The organism is Citrobacter sp. wls717, from assembly GCF_005280955.1.
GTDB classification, from domain to species: domain Bacteria; phylum Pseudomonadota; class Gammaproteobacteria; order Enterobacterales; family Enterobacteriaceae; genus Citrobacter; species Citrobacter werkmanii.
Genome location: NZ_SZWW01000021.1, coordinates 12,891 through 29,095, shown reverse-complemented (window position 1 = coordinate 29,095; position 16,205 = coordinate 12,891). Strand labels below are relative to the sequence as shown.

Sequence of the window (16,205 nt, the reverse complement as noted above, 5' to 3'; positions counted from 1 at the left end):
CTGATGCGCTGCGCTTGTCAGGCCGACAAACGCAAGCACCCCGTAAGCCGGATAAGGGGGTTACCCCGCATCCGGCACAGGATTACGATGCCGCAATAAATAACTCACGCAGCTGATGCAACTGATCGCGGATCGTCGCAGCCTCTTCAAATTCGAGATTCTGCGCATGCTGCATCATCTGCCCTTCCAACTCGTGAATCTTTTGCTGCAGGGCTTTTGGCGTCATATCCAGTTCCACAACGTCAGACTTCGCACCCGCACGTGACTTCCCTTTGCCCTTCGCCTTGGTCTTCGCAATATTCTGACCCAGCGCCAGAATATCGACCACTTTCTTGTTCAGCCCCTGCGGCGTAATACCGTGCTCTTCGTTATAGCGCTGCTGCTTCTCGCGACGACGTTCAGTTTCACCAATCGCCCTGGCCATCGAGGCGGTAATTTTATCGCCGTAGAGTATAGCCTTGCCGTTGATGTTACGCGCCGCGCGACCGATGGTCTGGATAAGTGAGCGTTCAGAGCGCAGGAACCCTTCTTTGTCTGCGTCCAGAATCGCCACCAGCGAGACCTCAGGCATGTCCAGCCCCTCACGTAACAGGTTGATACCCACCAGCACGTCAAACTCGCCCAGGCGCAGGTCACGAATGATTTCCATACGTTCCACGGTATCGATGTCTGAGTGCAGATAACGCACCCGCTCGCCGTGCTCTTCGAGGTATTCGGTGAGGTCTTCCGCCATGCGTTTGGTAAGCGTGGTGACCAGCACACGTTCGTTAATCGCCGCACGCGTGCGGATCTCCGACAGCAGATCGTCAACCTGCGTCGCCACCGGACGCACTTCTATCACCGGATCCAGCAGGCCAGTCGGTCGTACTACTTGATCAACCACGTCATCACCGGATTTCTCCAGCTCATAGTTCCCCGGCGTCGCCGAGACGTAGATGGTCTGCGGAGCCAGTGCCTCGAACTCTTCAAATTTAAGCGGGCGGTTATCCAGCGCCGAGGGCAAACGGAATCCGTATTCGACCAGGGTCTCTTTACGCGCCCGGTCGCCACGGTACATACCGCCAATTTGCGGGATAGTGACGTGAGATTCATCCACTACCAGCAGACCATCAGCCGGCAGGTAATCAAACAACGTCGGCGGCGGCTCGCCTGGACCGCGTCCGGACAGATAGCGGGAATAGTTTTCAATCCCCGAGCAATAACCCAGCTCGTTCATCATTTCCAGATCGAACTGTGTACGCTGGCTTAAGCGCTGCTCTTCCAGCAACTTGTTATTCGCCAGCAGATTTTTACGGCGGTCTGCCAGCTCGACTTTAATTTCTTCCATCGCCTGCACGATACGTTCGCGCGGCGTGACGTAGTGCGTTTTCGGGTAGATGGTATAGCGGGAAATGGTCGATTCAACCTGCCCGGTAAGCGGGTCAAACAGCGACAAACGCTCGACTTCCTCATCAAACAGTTCCACGCGCAGCGCAATGTCGTCGGATTCAGCCGGGAAAATGTCGATAACTTCACCGCGCACGCGGAAGGTACCGCGCTGGAATGCCTGATCGTTACGGGTATATTGCAGCTCCGCCAGACGACGCAGGATCGCGCGCTGGTCAATGATCATCCCCACCGTCAGATGCAGCATCATTTTCAGATACAGGTCCGGGTCGCCCAAACCATAAATGGCGGAAACCGACGCCACCACAACGACATCCCGACGTTCCAGTAGCGCTTTGGTCGCCGACAGACGCATCTGCTCAATGTGTTCGTTGACCGAGGCATCCTTCTCGATGAAGGTATCAGAACTCGGTACGTAAGCTTCCGGCTGATAATAGTCGTAGTAGGAGACAAAATATTCCACCGCGTTTTCCGGAAAGAACTCTTTCATCTCGCCATATAGCTGCGCGGCAAGCGTCTTGTTAGGCGCCAGCACCATGGTAGGACGCTGTAGGTCCGCAATCACATTCGCGATGGTGAATGTTTTCCCCGATCCCGTCACCCCCAGCAGCGTCTGATGCGCCAGACCGTCCTCCAGACCTTCTTCCAGGCGACGTATCGCCTCAGGCTGATCGCCAGAGGGTTTAAAAGCGGAATTTAGTTTGAACGGTTTACTCATGAGCAGCTACCTGAAGCAATGGGCGGGCAGGTGTGTAATTTTACTCGCAGTCGTATATTTTGCCAGTAAAATATACTGGATGAAAAAACAGTAACGCGCCAGAATATTTCTGTTACACCCGCAAAATAGCCGTGACTGCAGGCCAAAATTTGCCCCCAGACAAGATAAAACACCAGCAAAAATGTGTTATCCCCAAACCAATGCCTTTTTTAACATTTGTCAAGCCAGCCGATGAAAGTTTTATGGCAACACATGACACTTCTGCGACAGCCATTGCTTTTATCTAACTGCCTGTAATTTAAACATTATTTTCTCAAGCCGTCTTTCGCATCAATTTAGTCGCAGGCCGCGTCTTCTCTCGCTTACATTGTGTTTTCTAACCCTAATACACAAGGTTATCCACAGGAATAGTGGATAACTGCTTCCAGCCCGTGTGGACTGTAGCCTGGCAAAAACACCCTGACTCTCTTTTCCGCTGGGCTAAAAAAAAATTATCGCTATTTTTTGATATTTATCAGCTAACGAGGCGGCCAGGGAGAGCCGAGATCTTGCTCGCATTTTCACCATTTTCTTGTCCGCGTACTGCAATAGCGACCAGTGTTATTTCCCCTCTCGATTCAACCAGCTGATGCCGTCAAAGACAAAATGCTGAGATCGAGATAACGTCCGGTCGATGCCTGCTCAGGATCTTCTGCCAGCCAGGGAATTTCCCCCAGCAAAGGTACCGGGATCACGCGCTTTAGCGTCGCCATGTATTCAGCATGACGTTTGCCGGGCGGCGTCACATCATTGGCTACCCATCCGGCAAGCGTCAGTCCGGCCTGCTGCACCGCCTGGGCGGTCAGAATGGCGTGATTGATGCAGCCGAGCTTAACGCCAACCACCAGAATCACCGGCAACTGTTCTGTTTTGACCCAGTCTGAAAAACTCAGCGTTGGCGAAAGCGGCGTAAACCATCCACCAGCCCCCTCCACCAGTACCCAGTCAGCCTGCGCTTCAAGCGTGCGTAAACCCGATGACATCACGGAGGCCAAAATGGGGCGACCTTCGTCGGCGCTGATGATATGCGGCGAGGTAGGTTCAGCGAAGCAGTAGGGATTAATCGCCGCATAGTCCGCCGTCACAGCGCTATTGCGCTGTAATGCCAACGCATCGCTGTTTCGCAGGCCATCAGCCGTCATTTCACTGCCTGACGCCACCGGCTTATAGCCAACGGCGCGCAACCCCAGTTGTCCCGCCGCCTGGAGCAGCGCGCAGCTGGCGACAGTTTTACCGACTTCGGTATCTGTCCCGGTGACAAAATACGTTTTAGCCACGTTGAATTACTCCTAAAAAAAGATGGTAGGTCAGCGGATATTTCCCCTGCTGACAGGGCCAGGTTAACTGTAGCTGGCGCAGCTGAGCGCGCGTCAGCACACGTTGCTCGCGCCCATCATGCAAATGCGTCGCGCCAATGCCTTTTAGCGAACGCATGGCGCTCAGCGCATCATCAAACCACAGCGTGACGGCATGAAACTGGTATTCAACATCCCAGCCATACAGGGCGTTTTCCAGTTGCGCCACGGGCAAAAAACGGTTGGCGTGCTCCCGATCGTCAACCGCCTGCCAGGCCTGACGAAGTTCCGGCATCGACCCCTGCGCCAGGGTACTAAACGCCACCGTCCCGCCAGGACGCACCACCCGGTAAAGCTCGCTTAACGCGCCGCGCAGGTCGCCACACCACTGTACGGCCAGATTACTCCAGGCCAGGTCAAAGCTCGCGGTTGCCTGCGGGATGGCTTCGATATCCGCCAGCAGATAGTGGTGGGCGACATCGTGACGCTGCGCTTCAGCCAGCATTTGCGACGACAGATCCAGCGCGCAGACCTCACTCCCCTGCTCACGCCAGTAACGACTCATACGTCCAGGCCCACAGCCCGCATCCAATACCTGCGAGAACGTGCCGCCATCCAGTAACGCCAGTAACGCATCGGCACTTTGCCTCTGTAGCTCTGCGTGTTGCTCATAGTGGGTGGCCGCGCGGCCAAACGCGGCGGCAATCGCCCGTTTATTGACCTGCGCCATGCAACACCTCCAGTAGACGATCGATATCCTGCGCCTCATGCGCCTGGGTCAGCGTCAGCCGTAATCTGGCCGTACCGGCGGGCACCGTCGGCGGGCGAATTGCCGTCACCCAACATCCCTGTTGCCGTAGTGTGTCCGCCAGTTGCAAAGCTTTATGGTTATCGCCAACAATCAGCGGCTGAATAGCACTGGTTGAATTCGCCAGCGTTAAACCCGGCGTATTCACCCCAGCGCGAAAACGCTGGATCAGCATCGCTAACTTTTCCCGGCGTTCATCACCTTCACGGCTGCGGATCACCGCCAGCGCGGCGCGCAGAGCCTGAGCCTGCGCCGGAGGCATACTGGTGCTGTAGATTAGATGACGGGCAAACTGCAACAGATAGTCGGCCACGCTGTCAGAACACAGGATTGCCGCGCCGCTGACGCCAAATCCTTTGCCAAACGTCACCACTAACAGTTCGGGTTTGACCTGCTGTCGCCAGCAGGAGCCGCGTCCTTCTGCACCGGTTACGCCAACGCCGTGCGCATCATCCACCAGTAGCCACGCACCGTGTCGTTCCGCCACCGCGTGGATTTCAGCGAGCGGCGCGCTGTCGCCATCCATGCTGAATACGCCTTCAGTGACCACGAGCTGCTGCCCCGGACAGGGGGCAGTCAGCAGACGCTCCAGATGATGCGGATCGTTATGGGTAAAGCGACGTAGAACAGCCGGGCTAAGGCTGGCGGCCTCCAACAGCGAGGCATGGCTAAGCCTGTCGGCGACAATACGATCGTCTTTTTCCATCAATGCGGCTATCACCGCCTGATTAGCGGCAAAACCGGAGATAAATAACAGCGCCCGCGAATAGCCCAGCCACTGCGCCAGCTCTTCTTCCAGCGCCTGGTGAGCCACGGAATACCCGCTGACATGACCCGAGCCGCCGCTGCCGACGCCAAAACGTTCAGCTCCCTGCTGCCAGGCGCAGATAATCTGCGGATGGTGGCTCAGGCCAAGGTAATCGTTGCTGGAGAAATTCAGATACTGGCGGCCGTCGGCCTGCAGCCAGCGACCGGCGCCCTGGGTCACCGCATAGCGCTGCCGCCACGCATCAGCGCAACGACGCGCCGTGAGCGCATCGCCAATTTTTTGCTGCCAGGTCATACGGTTGCCGCGTTGTAGTAATCATCGGTATCCGGGGTACGCAGCGCCTGCTCGAGACGTTGTTGCTGTTCGTTATCCCCCGCCAGCACCGCCGTTTGCTGCGGGTTGAGACCCAGCTTGCGGAATAACAGCAAATCTTTATCTTCGTTCGGGTTCGGCGTGGTCAGCAGTTTGCAGCCGTAGAAAATCGAGTTAGCGCCGGCCATAAAGCACATCGCCTGGGTTTGCTCGTTCATCTGCTCGCGCCCGGCGGAAAGACGCACGTAAGAGGTTGGCATCATGATGCGCGCCACGGCGATGGTACGGATGAAATCAAACGCGTCGACGTCGTCGTTATCGGCAAGCGGCGTGCCCTTCACCTTCACCAGCATGTTGATCGGCACGCTTTCCGGCGGTGTCGGCAGATTGGCTAATTGCAGCAGCAGACCGGCGCGATCGGTGACCGTTTCGCCTAATCCGACAATACCGCCTGAGCAGACTTTAATCCCGGCTTCACGCACTTTATCCAGCGTATCCAGACGTTCCTGATAAGACCGGGTAGTGATGATATTGCCGTAAAACTCCGGCGAGGTGTCGAGGTTATGGTTGTAGTAATCCAGTCCCGCGTTGGCCAGGCGCTGAGCCTGGGTTTCGTTGAGCGTTCCCAGCGTCATGCAGGCTTCCAGCCCCAACGCTTTCACGCCCTGAACCATCTGTTCCAGGTAAGGCATATCGCGCTCGTGCGGATTCTTCCACGCCGCCCCCATGCAAAACCGCGTTGAACCGGCCTGCTTCGCCTTACGCGCCGAGTCCAGTACCTGTTCCACTTCCATCAAGCGTTCAGTTTCCAGACCCGTTTTATAGCGAGAACTTTGCGGGCAGTATTTGCAGTCTTCCGGGCAGGCGCCAGTCTTAATCGACAACAGCGTACTGACCTGTACCTGCCGCGGATCGAAGTGCTGACGATGAATCTGTTGCGCTTCAAACAGGAGATCAAGCAGTGGTTTTTCAAATAATTCGGTGACTTGCGACATTGTCCAGCGAGAAGAATGAGCCATATTGGTATACGTTTCGTTGTCAGTTTGGTGTAGACTCGTAAACCTAAATCTTTTTAATTTGGTTTACAAGTCGATTATGACAACGGATGATCTTGCGTTTGACCAACGCCATATCTGGCACCCTTACACTTCCATGACCTCCCCATTGCCGGTGTATCCGGTGGCGCGGGCCGAAGGTTGTGAACTGATTTTAGCCAGCGGTGAGCGGCTCATTGACGGTATGTCATCCTGGTGGGCGGCGATCCACGGTTACAATCATCCGCAGTTGAACACCGCAATGAAAACGCAGATTGACGCCATGTCGCACGTGATGTTTGGCGGCATTACCCATGCCCCGGCCATCGCGCTGTGTCGCCAACTGGTGGACATGACGCCAGAAGCGCTGGAGTGCGTTTTTCTCGCGGATTCAGGTTCGGTCGCGGTGGAAGTGGCGATGAAAATGGCGCTGCAATACTGGCAGGCCAAAGGGGAATCTCGTCAGCGTTTCCTGACATTTCGTAACGGCTATCACGGCGATACCTTCGGCGCGATGTCGGTCTGCGATCCCGACAACTCAATGCACAGTCTGTGGAAAGGGTATCTGCCGGAAAACCTGTTTGCGCCTGCGCCGCAAAGCCGCATGGGCGGCGAGTGGGACGAACTGGACATGGTGCCTTTTGCCCGCCTGATGGCCGCGCATCGTCACGAGATTGCGGCGGTGATCCTCGAGCCAATTGTGCAGGGCGCTGGCGGTATGCGCATGTACCATCCTGAGTGGTTAAAGCGTATCCGTAAGATGTGCGACCGGGAAGGCATCCTGCTGATTGCCGATGAGATCGCCACCGGATTTGGCCGCACCGGCAGGCTGTTTGCCTGTGAACACGCCGATATTACGCCGGATATTTTGTGCCTCGGCAAAGCATTAACCGGCGGAACGATGACCCTTTCCGCGACCCTGACCACCCGTCTGGTCGCAGAAACCATCAGCAACGGCGAAGCGGGCTGCTTCATGCACGGTCCGACCTTTATGGGCAATCCGCTGGCTTGTGCCGTCGCCTCCGCCAGCCTGTCGCTACTCAACACCGGCGAGTGGCGCTCGCAGGTCGCGGCCATTGAAGCGCAGTTGCGTGCAGAACTCGCCCCGGCAGCAGACTCCAGTTGGGTCGCCGACGTGCGCGTGCTCGGCGCCATCGGCGTGATAGAAACCACCCAGCCGGTGAATATGGCGGCACTACAGAAGTTCTTTGTCGAACAGGGCGTGTGGGTACGACCGTTTGGTAAGCTAATCTATCTGATGCCGCCGTACATTATCCAGCCCGAGCAGTTGCGCCGCCTTACGCAGGCCGTCAATGAGGCTGTGCGCCATGCAACATTTTTTAGCGATTAAACAGCGGTAAGCTCTACGGTTTCTGGCTACACTTTTTGGCTAACGAGAGGAGTCAGTATGAAACTAATCAGTAACGATCTGCGCGATGGGGAGAAGCTTGGGCATCGTCACGTTTTTAACGGCATGGGATATGACGGGGATAATATTTCCCCGCATCTGGCATGGGATGATGTGCCCGCCGGGACTAAGAGCTTTGTCGTGACCTGTTACGATCCTGATGCGCCCACCGGCTCCGGCTGGTGGCACTGGGTAGTTGTAAATCTGCCCGCCGATACCCGCGTTCTCACGCAAGGCTTCGGTTCCGGTCTGGTTGCACTGCCGGACGGGGTGATTCAGACCCGTACGGATTTTGGTAAAGCCGGTTATGGCGGCGCAGCGCCGCCGAAGGGGGAAACTCATCGCTATATCTTTACGGTTCACGCGCTGGATGTAGAGCGTATTGATGTCGATGAGGACGCCAGCGGCGCGATGGTTGGATTTAATGTTCACTTCCACTCGCTCGCCAGCGCCTCGATTACGGCGATGTTTAGTTAATCTCTGTTGGGCCGGATGTCGGCTTCGCCTCATCCGGCCTACAAAGCAGATCGTAGGCCTGATAAGACGCGTTAGCGTCGCCATCAGGCAATTTTCTACAGAAATTCGGGCAGCAATTTCAACAACGTTCCTTGCGCTAACAGTTCGGTCGCGGACTCAATATCCGGGGCGAAAAAGCGATCCTGCGTATAGTGGGCAACCTGCTCGCGTAGCGCCTGGCGCGCCTGCTCCAGCAATGGACTTGAGGTTAACCCTTCACGTAGATCGATTCCCTGACACGCCGCCAGCCACTCGACGGCAATCACGCCGCGCGTATTCGCCGCCATCTCCCACAGCCTGCGACCCGCCGCCGGCGCCATAGACACATGATCCTCCTGGTTGGCGGAGGTCGGTAAACTGTCTACGCTGTGCGGATGCGCCAGCGCTTTGTTCTCGCTCGCCAGCGCGGCAGCCGTGACTTGCGCAATCATAAAGCCGGAGTTAACTCCGCCATTTTTCACCAGGAAAGGCGGTAGTTGCGACATGTGTTTATCCATCATTAACGCAATGCGTCGCTCCGATAAGGCCCCGATTTCCGCAATCGCCAGCGCCAGGTTATCCGCCGCCATCGCCACGGGTTCAGCATGGAAGTTGCCGCCGGAAATCACATCGCCTTCTTCGGCAAACACCAGCGGGTTGTCGGAAACCGCGTTGGCTTCCACCAGCAGAACATCCATCACATGGCGCATTTGCGTCAGACATGCCCCCATCACCTGCGGCTGACAGCGCAGAGAATACGGATCCTGTACTTTTTCACAGTTATGATGCGACTGCGAAAGCGCGCTGGAATCCGTCAACACATGGCGGTACAGCGCCGCGGCGTCAATCTGTCCGCGTTGTCCTCGCGCGGCATGAATCCGCGCGTCAAACGGACGACGGGAGCCCAAAACGGCTTCGGTGGTCAGCGCCCCGCACACCGTCGCGGACGCAAACAGTTCCTGAGCTTCAATGAGTCCACGCAGCGCAAAAGCCGTCGAAGCCTGAGTCCCGTTAAGCAGCGCCAGCCCTTCTTTCGCCTCCAGCGTTATCGGCTCCAGCCCGGCCTTTTTCAGCGCTTCGGTCGCCGGGAGCCATTCCCCCTGCCAGCGCGCCTTCCCTTCACCCAGCAATGTCAGAGACATATGCGCCAACGGCGCCAGGTCACCCGATGCCCCCACTGAGCCTTTCGCCGGGATCAGCGGATACACCCCGGCATTCACCAGCGCAATCAGCGCTTCAATCACGCTCAGGCGAATACCGGAAAAACCGCGCGCCAGGCTGTTGATTTTCAGCACCATAATCAGACGCACCATCGCGTCGTCCAGCGCCTCGCCGACGCCAGCCGCATGGGAAAGCACCAACGAGCGCTGTAAATTCTGCAAATCTTCTGTGGCGATACGGGTCTGCGCCAGCAGGCCAAAACCGGTATTAATGCCGTATGCCGTACGGCCTTCAGCGACAATGTTATTGACGCAGGCGACGCTTGCATTAATGGCGTCAATTGCGCTGGCATCAAGGCTTAGTTGGATAGGCTGCTGCCAGATGTCACGAAGTTGTGCAAAAGTCAGTTGGCCCGGCGTTAATGTCATGGTATTCATCTCAGCGTTTCCCCTGCGTCGCAGCGACCATCGGCAAATTCAGCCCTTCTTCGACGGCGCATTCCACCGCAATATCATATCCGGCGTCAGCGTGGCGCATCACCCCGGTAGCCGGATCGTTATGCAATACCCGGGCAATACGCGCAGCGGCTTCATCGGTGCCATCACAAACAATGACCATCCCGGCATGCTGGGAGAAACCCATTCCCACTCCGCCACCGTGGTGCAATGACACCCACGTCGCGCCGCTGGCGGTGTTCAGCAGCGCATTCAGCAGCGGCCAGTCAGATACGGCGTCAGACCCGTCGCGCATGGCTTCGGTTTCGCGGTTCGGACTGGCAACGGAGCCGGAGTCCAGATGGTCACGGCCAATAACAATTGGCGCGGACACTTCGCCGCTGCGCACCATTTCATTAAACGCCAGCCCCAGCTTCTGTCGCCATTCCAGGCCGACCCAGCAGATACGCGCCGGTAATCCCTGGAAGTTAATCCGCTCACGCGCCATATCCAGCCAGTGATGCAGGTGTTTATCGTCAGCCACGATCTCTTTCACTTTGGCATCGGTTTTATAAATATCCTGCGGATCGCCGGAAAGCGCCACCCAGCGGAACGGGCCAATGCCACGACAGAACAGCGGTCGAATATACGCTGGCACAAAACCGGGGAAATCAAAGGCGTTTTCCACGCCCATCTCTTTGGCCATCTGGCGAATGTTATTGCCGTAATCAAACGTCGGTACGCCCATTTTGCTAAACGCCAGCATCGCTTCAACATGCGTTGCCATTGAGCGTTTCGCCGCCTGCACCGTACCCTGCGGATCGGACACCGCTTTCGCCTGATACTCTTCCCAGCTCCAACCGGACGGCAGATAACCATGCAGCGGATCATGGGCGCTGGTCTGGTCGGTCACCATATCCGGGCGCACACCACGCTTCACCAGCTCCGGCACAACGTCGGCGGCGTTCGCGCACAGCGCAATGGAAACCGCTTTCCCTTCGCGGGTGTACTTATCGATACGCGCCAGCGCATCGTCCAGCGATGTCGCCTGCTCGTCCACGTAACGGGTACGCAGACGGAAATCAATGCGGCTTTGCTGACATTCAATATTCAGCGAGCATGCGCCCGCCAGCGTCGCGGCTAACGGCTGCGCCCCGCCCATGCCGCCCAGCCCGGCGGTTAACACCCAGCGTCCGCTCAGGTTACCCTGATAATGCTGACGTCCGGCCTCAACGAAGGTTTCATACGTCCCCTGCACGATGCCCTGGCTGCCGATGTAGATCCAACTCCCGGCGGTCATCTGACCGTACATCGCCAGCCCTTTGGCATCCAGCTCGTTAAAGTGTTCCCAGGTTGCCCAGTGCGGAACCAGGTTGGAGTTAGCAATCAGTACGCGCGGGGCGTTGTCATGGGTTTTGAACACACCGACCGGTTTACCCGACTGGACCAGCAGGGTCTCATCGCTCTCCAGTTGCGTCAGCGCATTGACGATGGCGTCGTAACACGCCCAGTCACGCGCGGCGCGACCAATCCCGCCGTATACCACCAGCTCATGCGGATTTTCCGCCACGTCGGGATCCAGGTTGTTCATTAACATGCGCAGCGGCGCTTCAGTCAGCCAGCTTTTGGCCGTTAAGGTAGTGCCACGCGGGGCACGAATATCCTGCTGACGATATTTGCTATGGGACATGACAGAAAACTCCTCGCGAACGTCGGATAGATAAGTAACATATACTTGTCTATACAAGTCGCCGCAAGGGTGATTTTAACAATTAAGATACATTTTTATTATATTGCGTCAGCAATCACGGTTTTGGTATCCCGACATCAGGACATAAACCGTCCTTGCAGGCGATAGCGGGAACCCGGAAACAGCAAACGGGCATGAGAGACAATGGATGATGCGGACCAGGTTTTGCGGCGGATCAGCAAGCAGGGATCGTGTTCTTTGATTTTCAGCAACGCGCACTCTTCCGCACTGGCGCGTACCGCTTCGACAATGTGCTCACCTTCCGTTAAGGGGGCGATCAGCGACAGGTAAGCGTGAGGCGTGGTCTGGCTGTAATCCTGCGCCAGATACTCCGGCACAATCTCCGCATTCACACAGCGATCTTCAATTTGTACCGGCAAATCGTTCTCGTAGTGCACCATGATGGAGTGAAAAATGGGGGTGCCTTCTTTAACGTTTAACACTAAAGCCTGCTGCGCATTTGCCTGGGTTCTTTCCAGCGTCATAACCTCACAGCGGTGCTGATGCTGACGCGCGTTGATTTCATCCGCAATACTGCGAATTTCAAACAGCGCAGACTGGCCTTTTCGCTCGGCGACAAACGTCCCCACCCCCTGCAAACGCACCAGCAACCCCTCATCCGTTAACTCACGCAGCGCCCGATTGATGGTCATGCGGCTAAAACCATACTGTGCCACCAGCTCTGCTTCAGACGGGATACGATCGTGAGCTTGCCAGATACCGCTGGCAATCTTTTCGCTGATCTCCTGTTTTACCTTTTCGTAAAAAGGAGCTGGAGCAGAACGGGATGGGAGCATGCGTGTGCCTTCCTTAAGCTGAAATGTGAATGGGTATAGTTTACAGACATTACCCGAACCTGATAAGCGTAACGCCCTCAGGCATGTCAGCGCCACCAGTGCGCGATTTGCCAGCCTAATCGCGCCGCAACGCGTGCCGCTCTGCCATCATCGTCAAAGCGTGGATTAAATTCAACCATATCCACCGCCTGCAGTTTACCGCTACGACAAAGGGGTTCAATCAGCCCCAACAGCGTCGCCAACGGTACGCCCAGCGCAGCGGGCGCTGACACCGCGGGCATTTCCCAAACCGGCAGTACGTCAAGGTCGATAGTCAGATAGATGACATCCACGCCAGAGGCAAACTGCGCCAGTTGGGCCTGTGCCGAATCACAGTGCAAATCTTCCACCACGGTGACACCAAGCCGCTGCGCTTCATCCCACAGCGCCTGGGTATTTGCCGCCCGACTGACGCCGATACAGGCATAGTGAAATCCGCGTTGCTGTTCATCGCAAAGGTGCGACAGCTGGCGAAACGGCGTACCAGATGTGGCCTGTTCGGCATGACGCAAATCGAGATGCGCGTCGAGATTGATGATGCCCACTTTTGCCTGTGGGAACGCATCCAGCACGCCAGCGCCATGGGCAAACGCGGTTTCGTGTCCTCCCCCCAGTACCAGGGTACGCATTTTCGTCTGCTGACAGCGCTGTACCGCCTTGCGTAGCGCCTGCTGCGCGCCCTCAAGATCGGGGGCCTGCGCCACAATATTTCCCAGATCCACCAGCCGCTGATGCCCGTCGTGACTGGCTAAATTCGCCAGCGCTTTACGTAGCGCATCTGGCGCTCCGGCGGCTCCCGTACGCCCCTGATTACGTTTAACGCCTTCATCACAGGCAAAACCAAGCAGTGCTATCTGCTCAGAGTACATTTCCGGGGAAAACGCCGAACTCAGCGTAATCGTCTGAAACAGGCGCAGCGCAGTCGGCGACTCGGCGCGGTCATCTCGCCCCTGCCATAGTGCAGGAGAAGCAGGTTGCCAGTTAGTCATGCAGGTTGTCCTTTGAATACACGTTGGTAGAGCGGGTTACGCCCTGGCTCATAGAGGATCTCGACCGGGAGTTCGGCATCCCACACCACAAAATCGGCCACAAACCCGGCCTTCAATTGACCGTGAGAGGCATGACGTCCCAGCGCCCGGGCCGCATGACGGGTGACGCCAGCCCACGCTTCTTCCGGCGTTAAGCCAAACTGGACGCAAGCCATATTCATCGCCCAGTGCAGACTGATAAACGGACTGGTGCCAGGGTTGAAGTCGGTCGCCACCGCCATCGGCACCTGATATTGCCGTAACAGCTCTACCGGCGGACGCTGTTGCTCTTTGAGGAAATAGAAAGCGCCGGGCAACAACACTCCAACCGTACCGCTTTGGCTCATCGCCGCCACGCCCGCTTCATCAAGATATTCAATATGGTCGGCGGATAAACCGTGGTAGCGGCTCACCAACTGGGCGCCGCCGAGCAGTGACAGTTGTTCAACATGCGCTTTGATCGGGATGCCCAGCGCCTGTGCTGCCTGGAACACCCGCTCACTCTGCGCCAGCGTAAAACCGACGCTTTCACAGAACAGATCGACGGTCTCGAATAGCCCTTGCTCCCACAACTGCGGCAAAATCGTCTCGCACACCAGCGTAATATAGCCGTCAGGATCGCCCCGGTATTCCGCCGGGGTAGCATGGGCAGCCAACAGCGTCGGGCTTATTTCAATCACATCCTCCGCCGCCAGCGCTGCCACCACACGTAATATTTTCTCTTCTGTCTGCAAATCCAGACCATAACCAGACTTTATTTCCAGTAGCGTAACGCCTTCTTTGATTAACCTCTCCATTCTCTGATGCGCTATATGAAGAAGTTGTTCATCAGTGGCGCTACGGGTCGCCGACACGGTGGCATTAATACCGCCCCCCTGGGCGCTTATCTGCTGATAGGAAACACCGTTAAGCCGCTGCTCCCATTCACCTGCGCGATTCCCGCCAAAGACCAGGTGCGTATGGCAGTCGATCAGGCCAGGCGTCACCAGCCGGCCCTGCATATCAAAAGTATTGTCATGTGTGAGGTATAACGAAGACTCCGGCACAATAGCGCGAATCTTACCCTGGCGGACGATCAACGCATGTCCATCCACCAGCCCATACGGGTTATCACGTTCAGGATCCATGGTCGCCAGGCGAACATTGCGCCAGATAACATCATCAGGGAAGAATTGCTGCATTTGACTCACCACTTGTCATAGGTTGTATAGACATTTATTTTTGATTCGGCGGATGTTGTCAACCTGGATGAGCATAATTGTTATCTATTTGTGATATAAGGTCTCTCCGCGCCGGGCATTACGGCGATAAAAAAGAACTTTTTACCTTTTAACCTTCCCGTTTCGCTCAACTTAGTATAAAAAAGCAGGCTTCAATGGATAACTTTCAAAGCCCGGAGCAACCTGTGAACATATCATCAGTTTCCCGTCTGGCGCTGGCAATGGCTTTTGGCGTGACGCTGACCGCCTGTAGCTCTACACCGCCCGATCAAATTCCTTCCGATCAGACCGCGCCAGGCACCGCTTCGCGCCCGATTCTGTCGGCCAATGAAGCGAAAAACTTCGTCGCCACGCACTATTTTTCCGCGCTGACGCCAAACACCGCGCCGTGGAGCCCTTCTGCTATTACTTTGCCCGCGCAGCCTGACTTTGTGGTTGGCCCGGCAGGTACCCAGGGCGTGACGCATACCAGCATTCAGGCCGCGGTTGATGCGGCAATCATCAAACGTACCAACAAACGTCAGTACATCGCGATCATGCCGGGCGAATATCAGGGCACGGTCTATATCCCGGCAGCGACAGGTAGCCTGACGCTTTACGGTACTGGCGAAAAACCGCTGGATGTGAAAATTGGCCAGGCCATTGACGGTGATATGAGCACCGCTGACTGGCGTCGTACGGTGAACCCGGGTGGTAAATATATGCCGGGCAAACCAGCGTGGTATATGTTTGATAATTGCCAGAGCAAGCGCGGCACCAATATTGGCGTGATGTGTTCTGCGGTCGTTTGGTCGCAAAATAACGGTCTGCAATTGCAGAACCTGACCATTGAAAACAACCTCGGTGATAGCGTTGATGCAGGGAACCATCCGGCAGTCGCACTGCGTACCGATGGCGATAAAGTACAGATCAACAACGTCAACATTCTGGGTCGCCAGAACACCTTCTTCGTGACCAATAGCGGCGTACAAAACCGTCTGGAAAACGATCGTCAGCCGCGTACGCTGGTGACGAACAGCTACATTGAAGGCGATGTGGATATCGTGTCTGGTCGTGGCGCGGTGGTATTCGATAACACCGATTTCCGCGTTGTGAACTCCCGTACCCAGCAGGAAGCGTACGTGTTTGCACCGGCTACCCTGTCAAACATCTACTACGGTTTCCTGGCTATCAATAGCCGCTTCACGGCAAGTGGTGATGGCGTGGCGCAGCTGGGCCGCTCGCTGGATGTTGATTCTAACACCAATGGACAGGTGGTTATTCGCGACAGCGTGATTAACGAAGGCTTTAACATGGCGAAACCGTGGGCTGACAGCGTTATCTCGAAACATCCCTTTACCGGTAATACCGGCACGGAAGATGATAAAGGCGAAATCCAGCGCAACCTGAACGACACTAACTTCAACCGCATGTGGGAATACAACAACCGCGGTATTGGTAGCAAAGTGGTTGCAGAGCCTAAGCAGTAATTGCCATTCTCTGATGTAAACCCGGCAGACTCATGCTCTGCCG

Annotated in this window: 13 protein-coding genes; 3 read left to right on the top strand and 10 right to left on the bottom strand. The window is 56.3% G+C overall.

Annotation, left to right across the window (positions count from 1 at the left end; all coding sequences use genetic code 11):
- Window positions 1–82: 82 nt before the first annotated feature.
- The 5 genes from uvrB to bioB all read right to left on the bottom strand — a co-directional run bounded on the left by uvrB (window position 83) and on the right by bioB (window position 6,346).
- A complete protein-coding gene (gene uvrB / locus FDX09_RS13790; RefSeq protein ID WP_038639047.1) occupies window positions 83–2,104 on the bottom strand; it encodes an excinuclease ABC subunit UvrB in 2,022 nt (673 codons plus the stop codon).
- 617 nt (window positions 2,105–2,721) lie between these two features.
- On the bottom strand, window positions 2,722–3,420 hold the full coding sequence (gene bioD / locus FDX09_RS13780) for a dethiobiotin synthase (protein WP_137347371.1): 699 nt from the start codon (window positions 3,418–3,420) through the stop codon (window positions 2,722–2,724).
- Entirely contained in the window at window positions 3,413–4,168 is a 756-nt protein-coding gene (bioC, locus tag FDX09_RS13775; RefSeq protein ID WP_137347370.1) for a malonyl-ACP O-methyltransferase BioC, read from the bottom strand. The genes bioD and bioC overlap by 8 nt, the downstream gene beginning before the upstream one ends.
- Entirely contained in the window at window positions 4,152–5,309 is a 1,158-nt protein-coding gene (gene bioF, locus FDX09_RS13770) for an 8-amino-7-oxononanoate synthase (protein ID WP_137347369.1), read from the bottom strand. The genes bioC and bioF overlap by 17 nt, the downstream gene beginning before the upstream one ends.
- Complete coding sequence (gene bioB / locus FDX09_RS13765) at window positions 5,306–6,346, bottom strand: biotin synthase BioB (protein ID WP_038639034.1); 1,041 nt, start codon at window positions 6,344–6,346, stop codon at window positions 5,306–5,308. The genes bioF and bioB overlap by 4 nt, the downstream gene beginning before the upstream one ends.
- A gap of 76 nt (window positions 6,347–6,422) precedes the next feature.
- Here bioB and bioA point away from each other — a divergent pair, with 76 nt between their 5' ends.
- A complete protein-coding gene (bioA, locus tag FDX09_RS13760) occupies window positions 6,423–7,712 on the top strand; it encodes an adenosylmethionine--8-amino-7-oxononanoate transaminase (protein ID WP_137347368.1) in 1,290 nt (429 codons plus the stop codon).
- Between the two features lie 57 nt (window positions 7,713–7,769).
- A complete protein-coding gene (locus FDX09_RS13755; RefSeq protein WP_038639028.1) occupies window positions 7,770–8,246 on the top strand; it encodes a kinase inhibitor in 477 nt (158 codons plus the stop codon).
- Between the two features lie 95 nt (window positions 8,247–8,341).
- Here the strand turns inward: FDX09_RS13755 and hutH are convergent, their stop codons facing one another.
- From hutH to hutI, 5 genes are all read right to left on the bottom strand, one after another.
- Window positions 8,342–9,862 (bottom strand): histidine ammonia-lyase, encoded by a 1,521-nt coding sequence (gene hutH / locus FDX09_RS13750; RefSeq protein WP_137347367.1) that lies wholly within the window; start codon window positions 9,860–9,862, stop codon window positions 8,342–8,344.
- A 1-nt stretch (window position 9,863) separates the two neighbouring features.
- A complete protein-coding gene (gene hutU, locus FDX09_RS13745; protein ID WP_069323195.1) occupies window positions 9,864–11,549 on the bottom strand; it encodes a urocanate hydratase in 1,686 nt (561 codons plus the stop codon).
- Window positions 11,550–11,686: 137 nt separating this feature from the next.
- Window positions 11,687–12,406 carry a histidine utilization repressor gene (locus tag FDX09_RS13740; RefSeq protein ID WP_137347366.1) on the bottom strand — a complete coding sequence of 240 codons (720 nt, stop codon included), beginning with the start codon at window positions 12,404–12,406 and terminating at the stop codon, window positions 11,687–11,689.
- Between the two features lie 86 nt (window positions 12,407–12,492).
- Entirely contained in the window at window positions 12,493–13,434 is a 942-nt protein-coding gene (gene hutG / locus FDX09_RS13735; RefSeq protein WP_137347365.1) for a formimidoylglutamase, read from the bottom strand.
- On the bottom strand, window positions 13,431–14,654 hold the full coding sequence (gene hutI / locus FDX09_RS13730) for an imidazolonepropionase (RefSeq protein ID WP_137347364.1): 1,224 nt from the start codon (window positions 14,652–14,654) through the stop codon (window positions 13,431–13,433). The genes hutG and hutI overlap by 4 nt, the downstream gene beginning before the upstream one ends.
- 224 nt (window positions 14,655–14,878) lie before the next feature.
- Between hutI and FDX09_RS13725 the strand changes: the two genes are divergently transcribed.
- Window positions 14,879–16,162 (top strand): putative acyl-CoA thioester hydrolase, encoded by a 1,284-nt coding sequence (locus FDX09_RS13725; RefSeq protein WP_137347363.1) that lies wholly within the window; start codon window positions 14,879–14,881, stop codon window positions 16,160–16,162.
- The last annotated feature ends 43 nt before the right edge of the window (window positions 16,163–16,205 follow it).

Coding starts and splice junctions, on each gene's coding strand:
- uvrB (WP_038639047.1), bottom strand. CDS start 2,104: ATGAGTAAACCGTTCAAACTAAATTCCGCTTTTAAACCCTCTGGCGAT.
- bioC (WP_137347370.1), bottom strand. CDS start 4,168: ATGGCGCAGGTCAATAAACGGGCGATTGCCGCCGCGTTTGGCCGCGCG.
- bioF (WP_137347369.1), bottom strand. CDS start 5,309: ATGACCTGGCAGCAAAAAATTGGCGATGCGCTCACGGCGCGTCGTTGC.
- bioB (WP_038639034.1), bottom strand. CDS start 6,346: ATGGCTCATTCTTCTCGCTGGACAATGTCGCAAGTCACCGAATTATTT.
- bioA (WP_137347368.1), top strand. CDS start 6,423: ATGACAACGGATGATCTTGCGTTTGACCAACGCCATATCTGGCACCCT.
- FDX09_RS13755 (WP_038639028.1), top strand. CDS start 7,770: ATGAAACTAATCAGTAACGATCTGCGCGATGGGGAGAAGCTTGGGCAT.
- hutH (WP_137347367.1), bottom strand. CDS start 9,862: ATGAATACCATGACATTAACGCCGGGCCAACTGACTTTTGCACAACTT.
- hutU (WP_069323195.1), bottom strand. CDS start 11,549: ATGTCCCATAGCAAATATCGTCAGCAGGATATTCGTGCCCCGCGTGGC.
- FDX09_RS13740 (WP_137347366.1), bottom strand. CDS start 12,406: ATGCTCCCATCCCGTTCTGCTCCAGCTCCTTTTTACGAAAAGGTAAAA.
- hutG (WP_137347365.1), bottom strand. CDS start 13,434: ATGACTAACTGGCAACCTGCTTCTCCTGCACTATGGCAGGGGCGAGAT.
- hutI (WP_137347364.1), bottom strand. CDS start 14,654: ATGCAGCAATTCTTCCCTGATGATGTTATCTGGCGCAATGTTCGCCTG.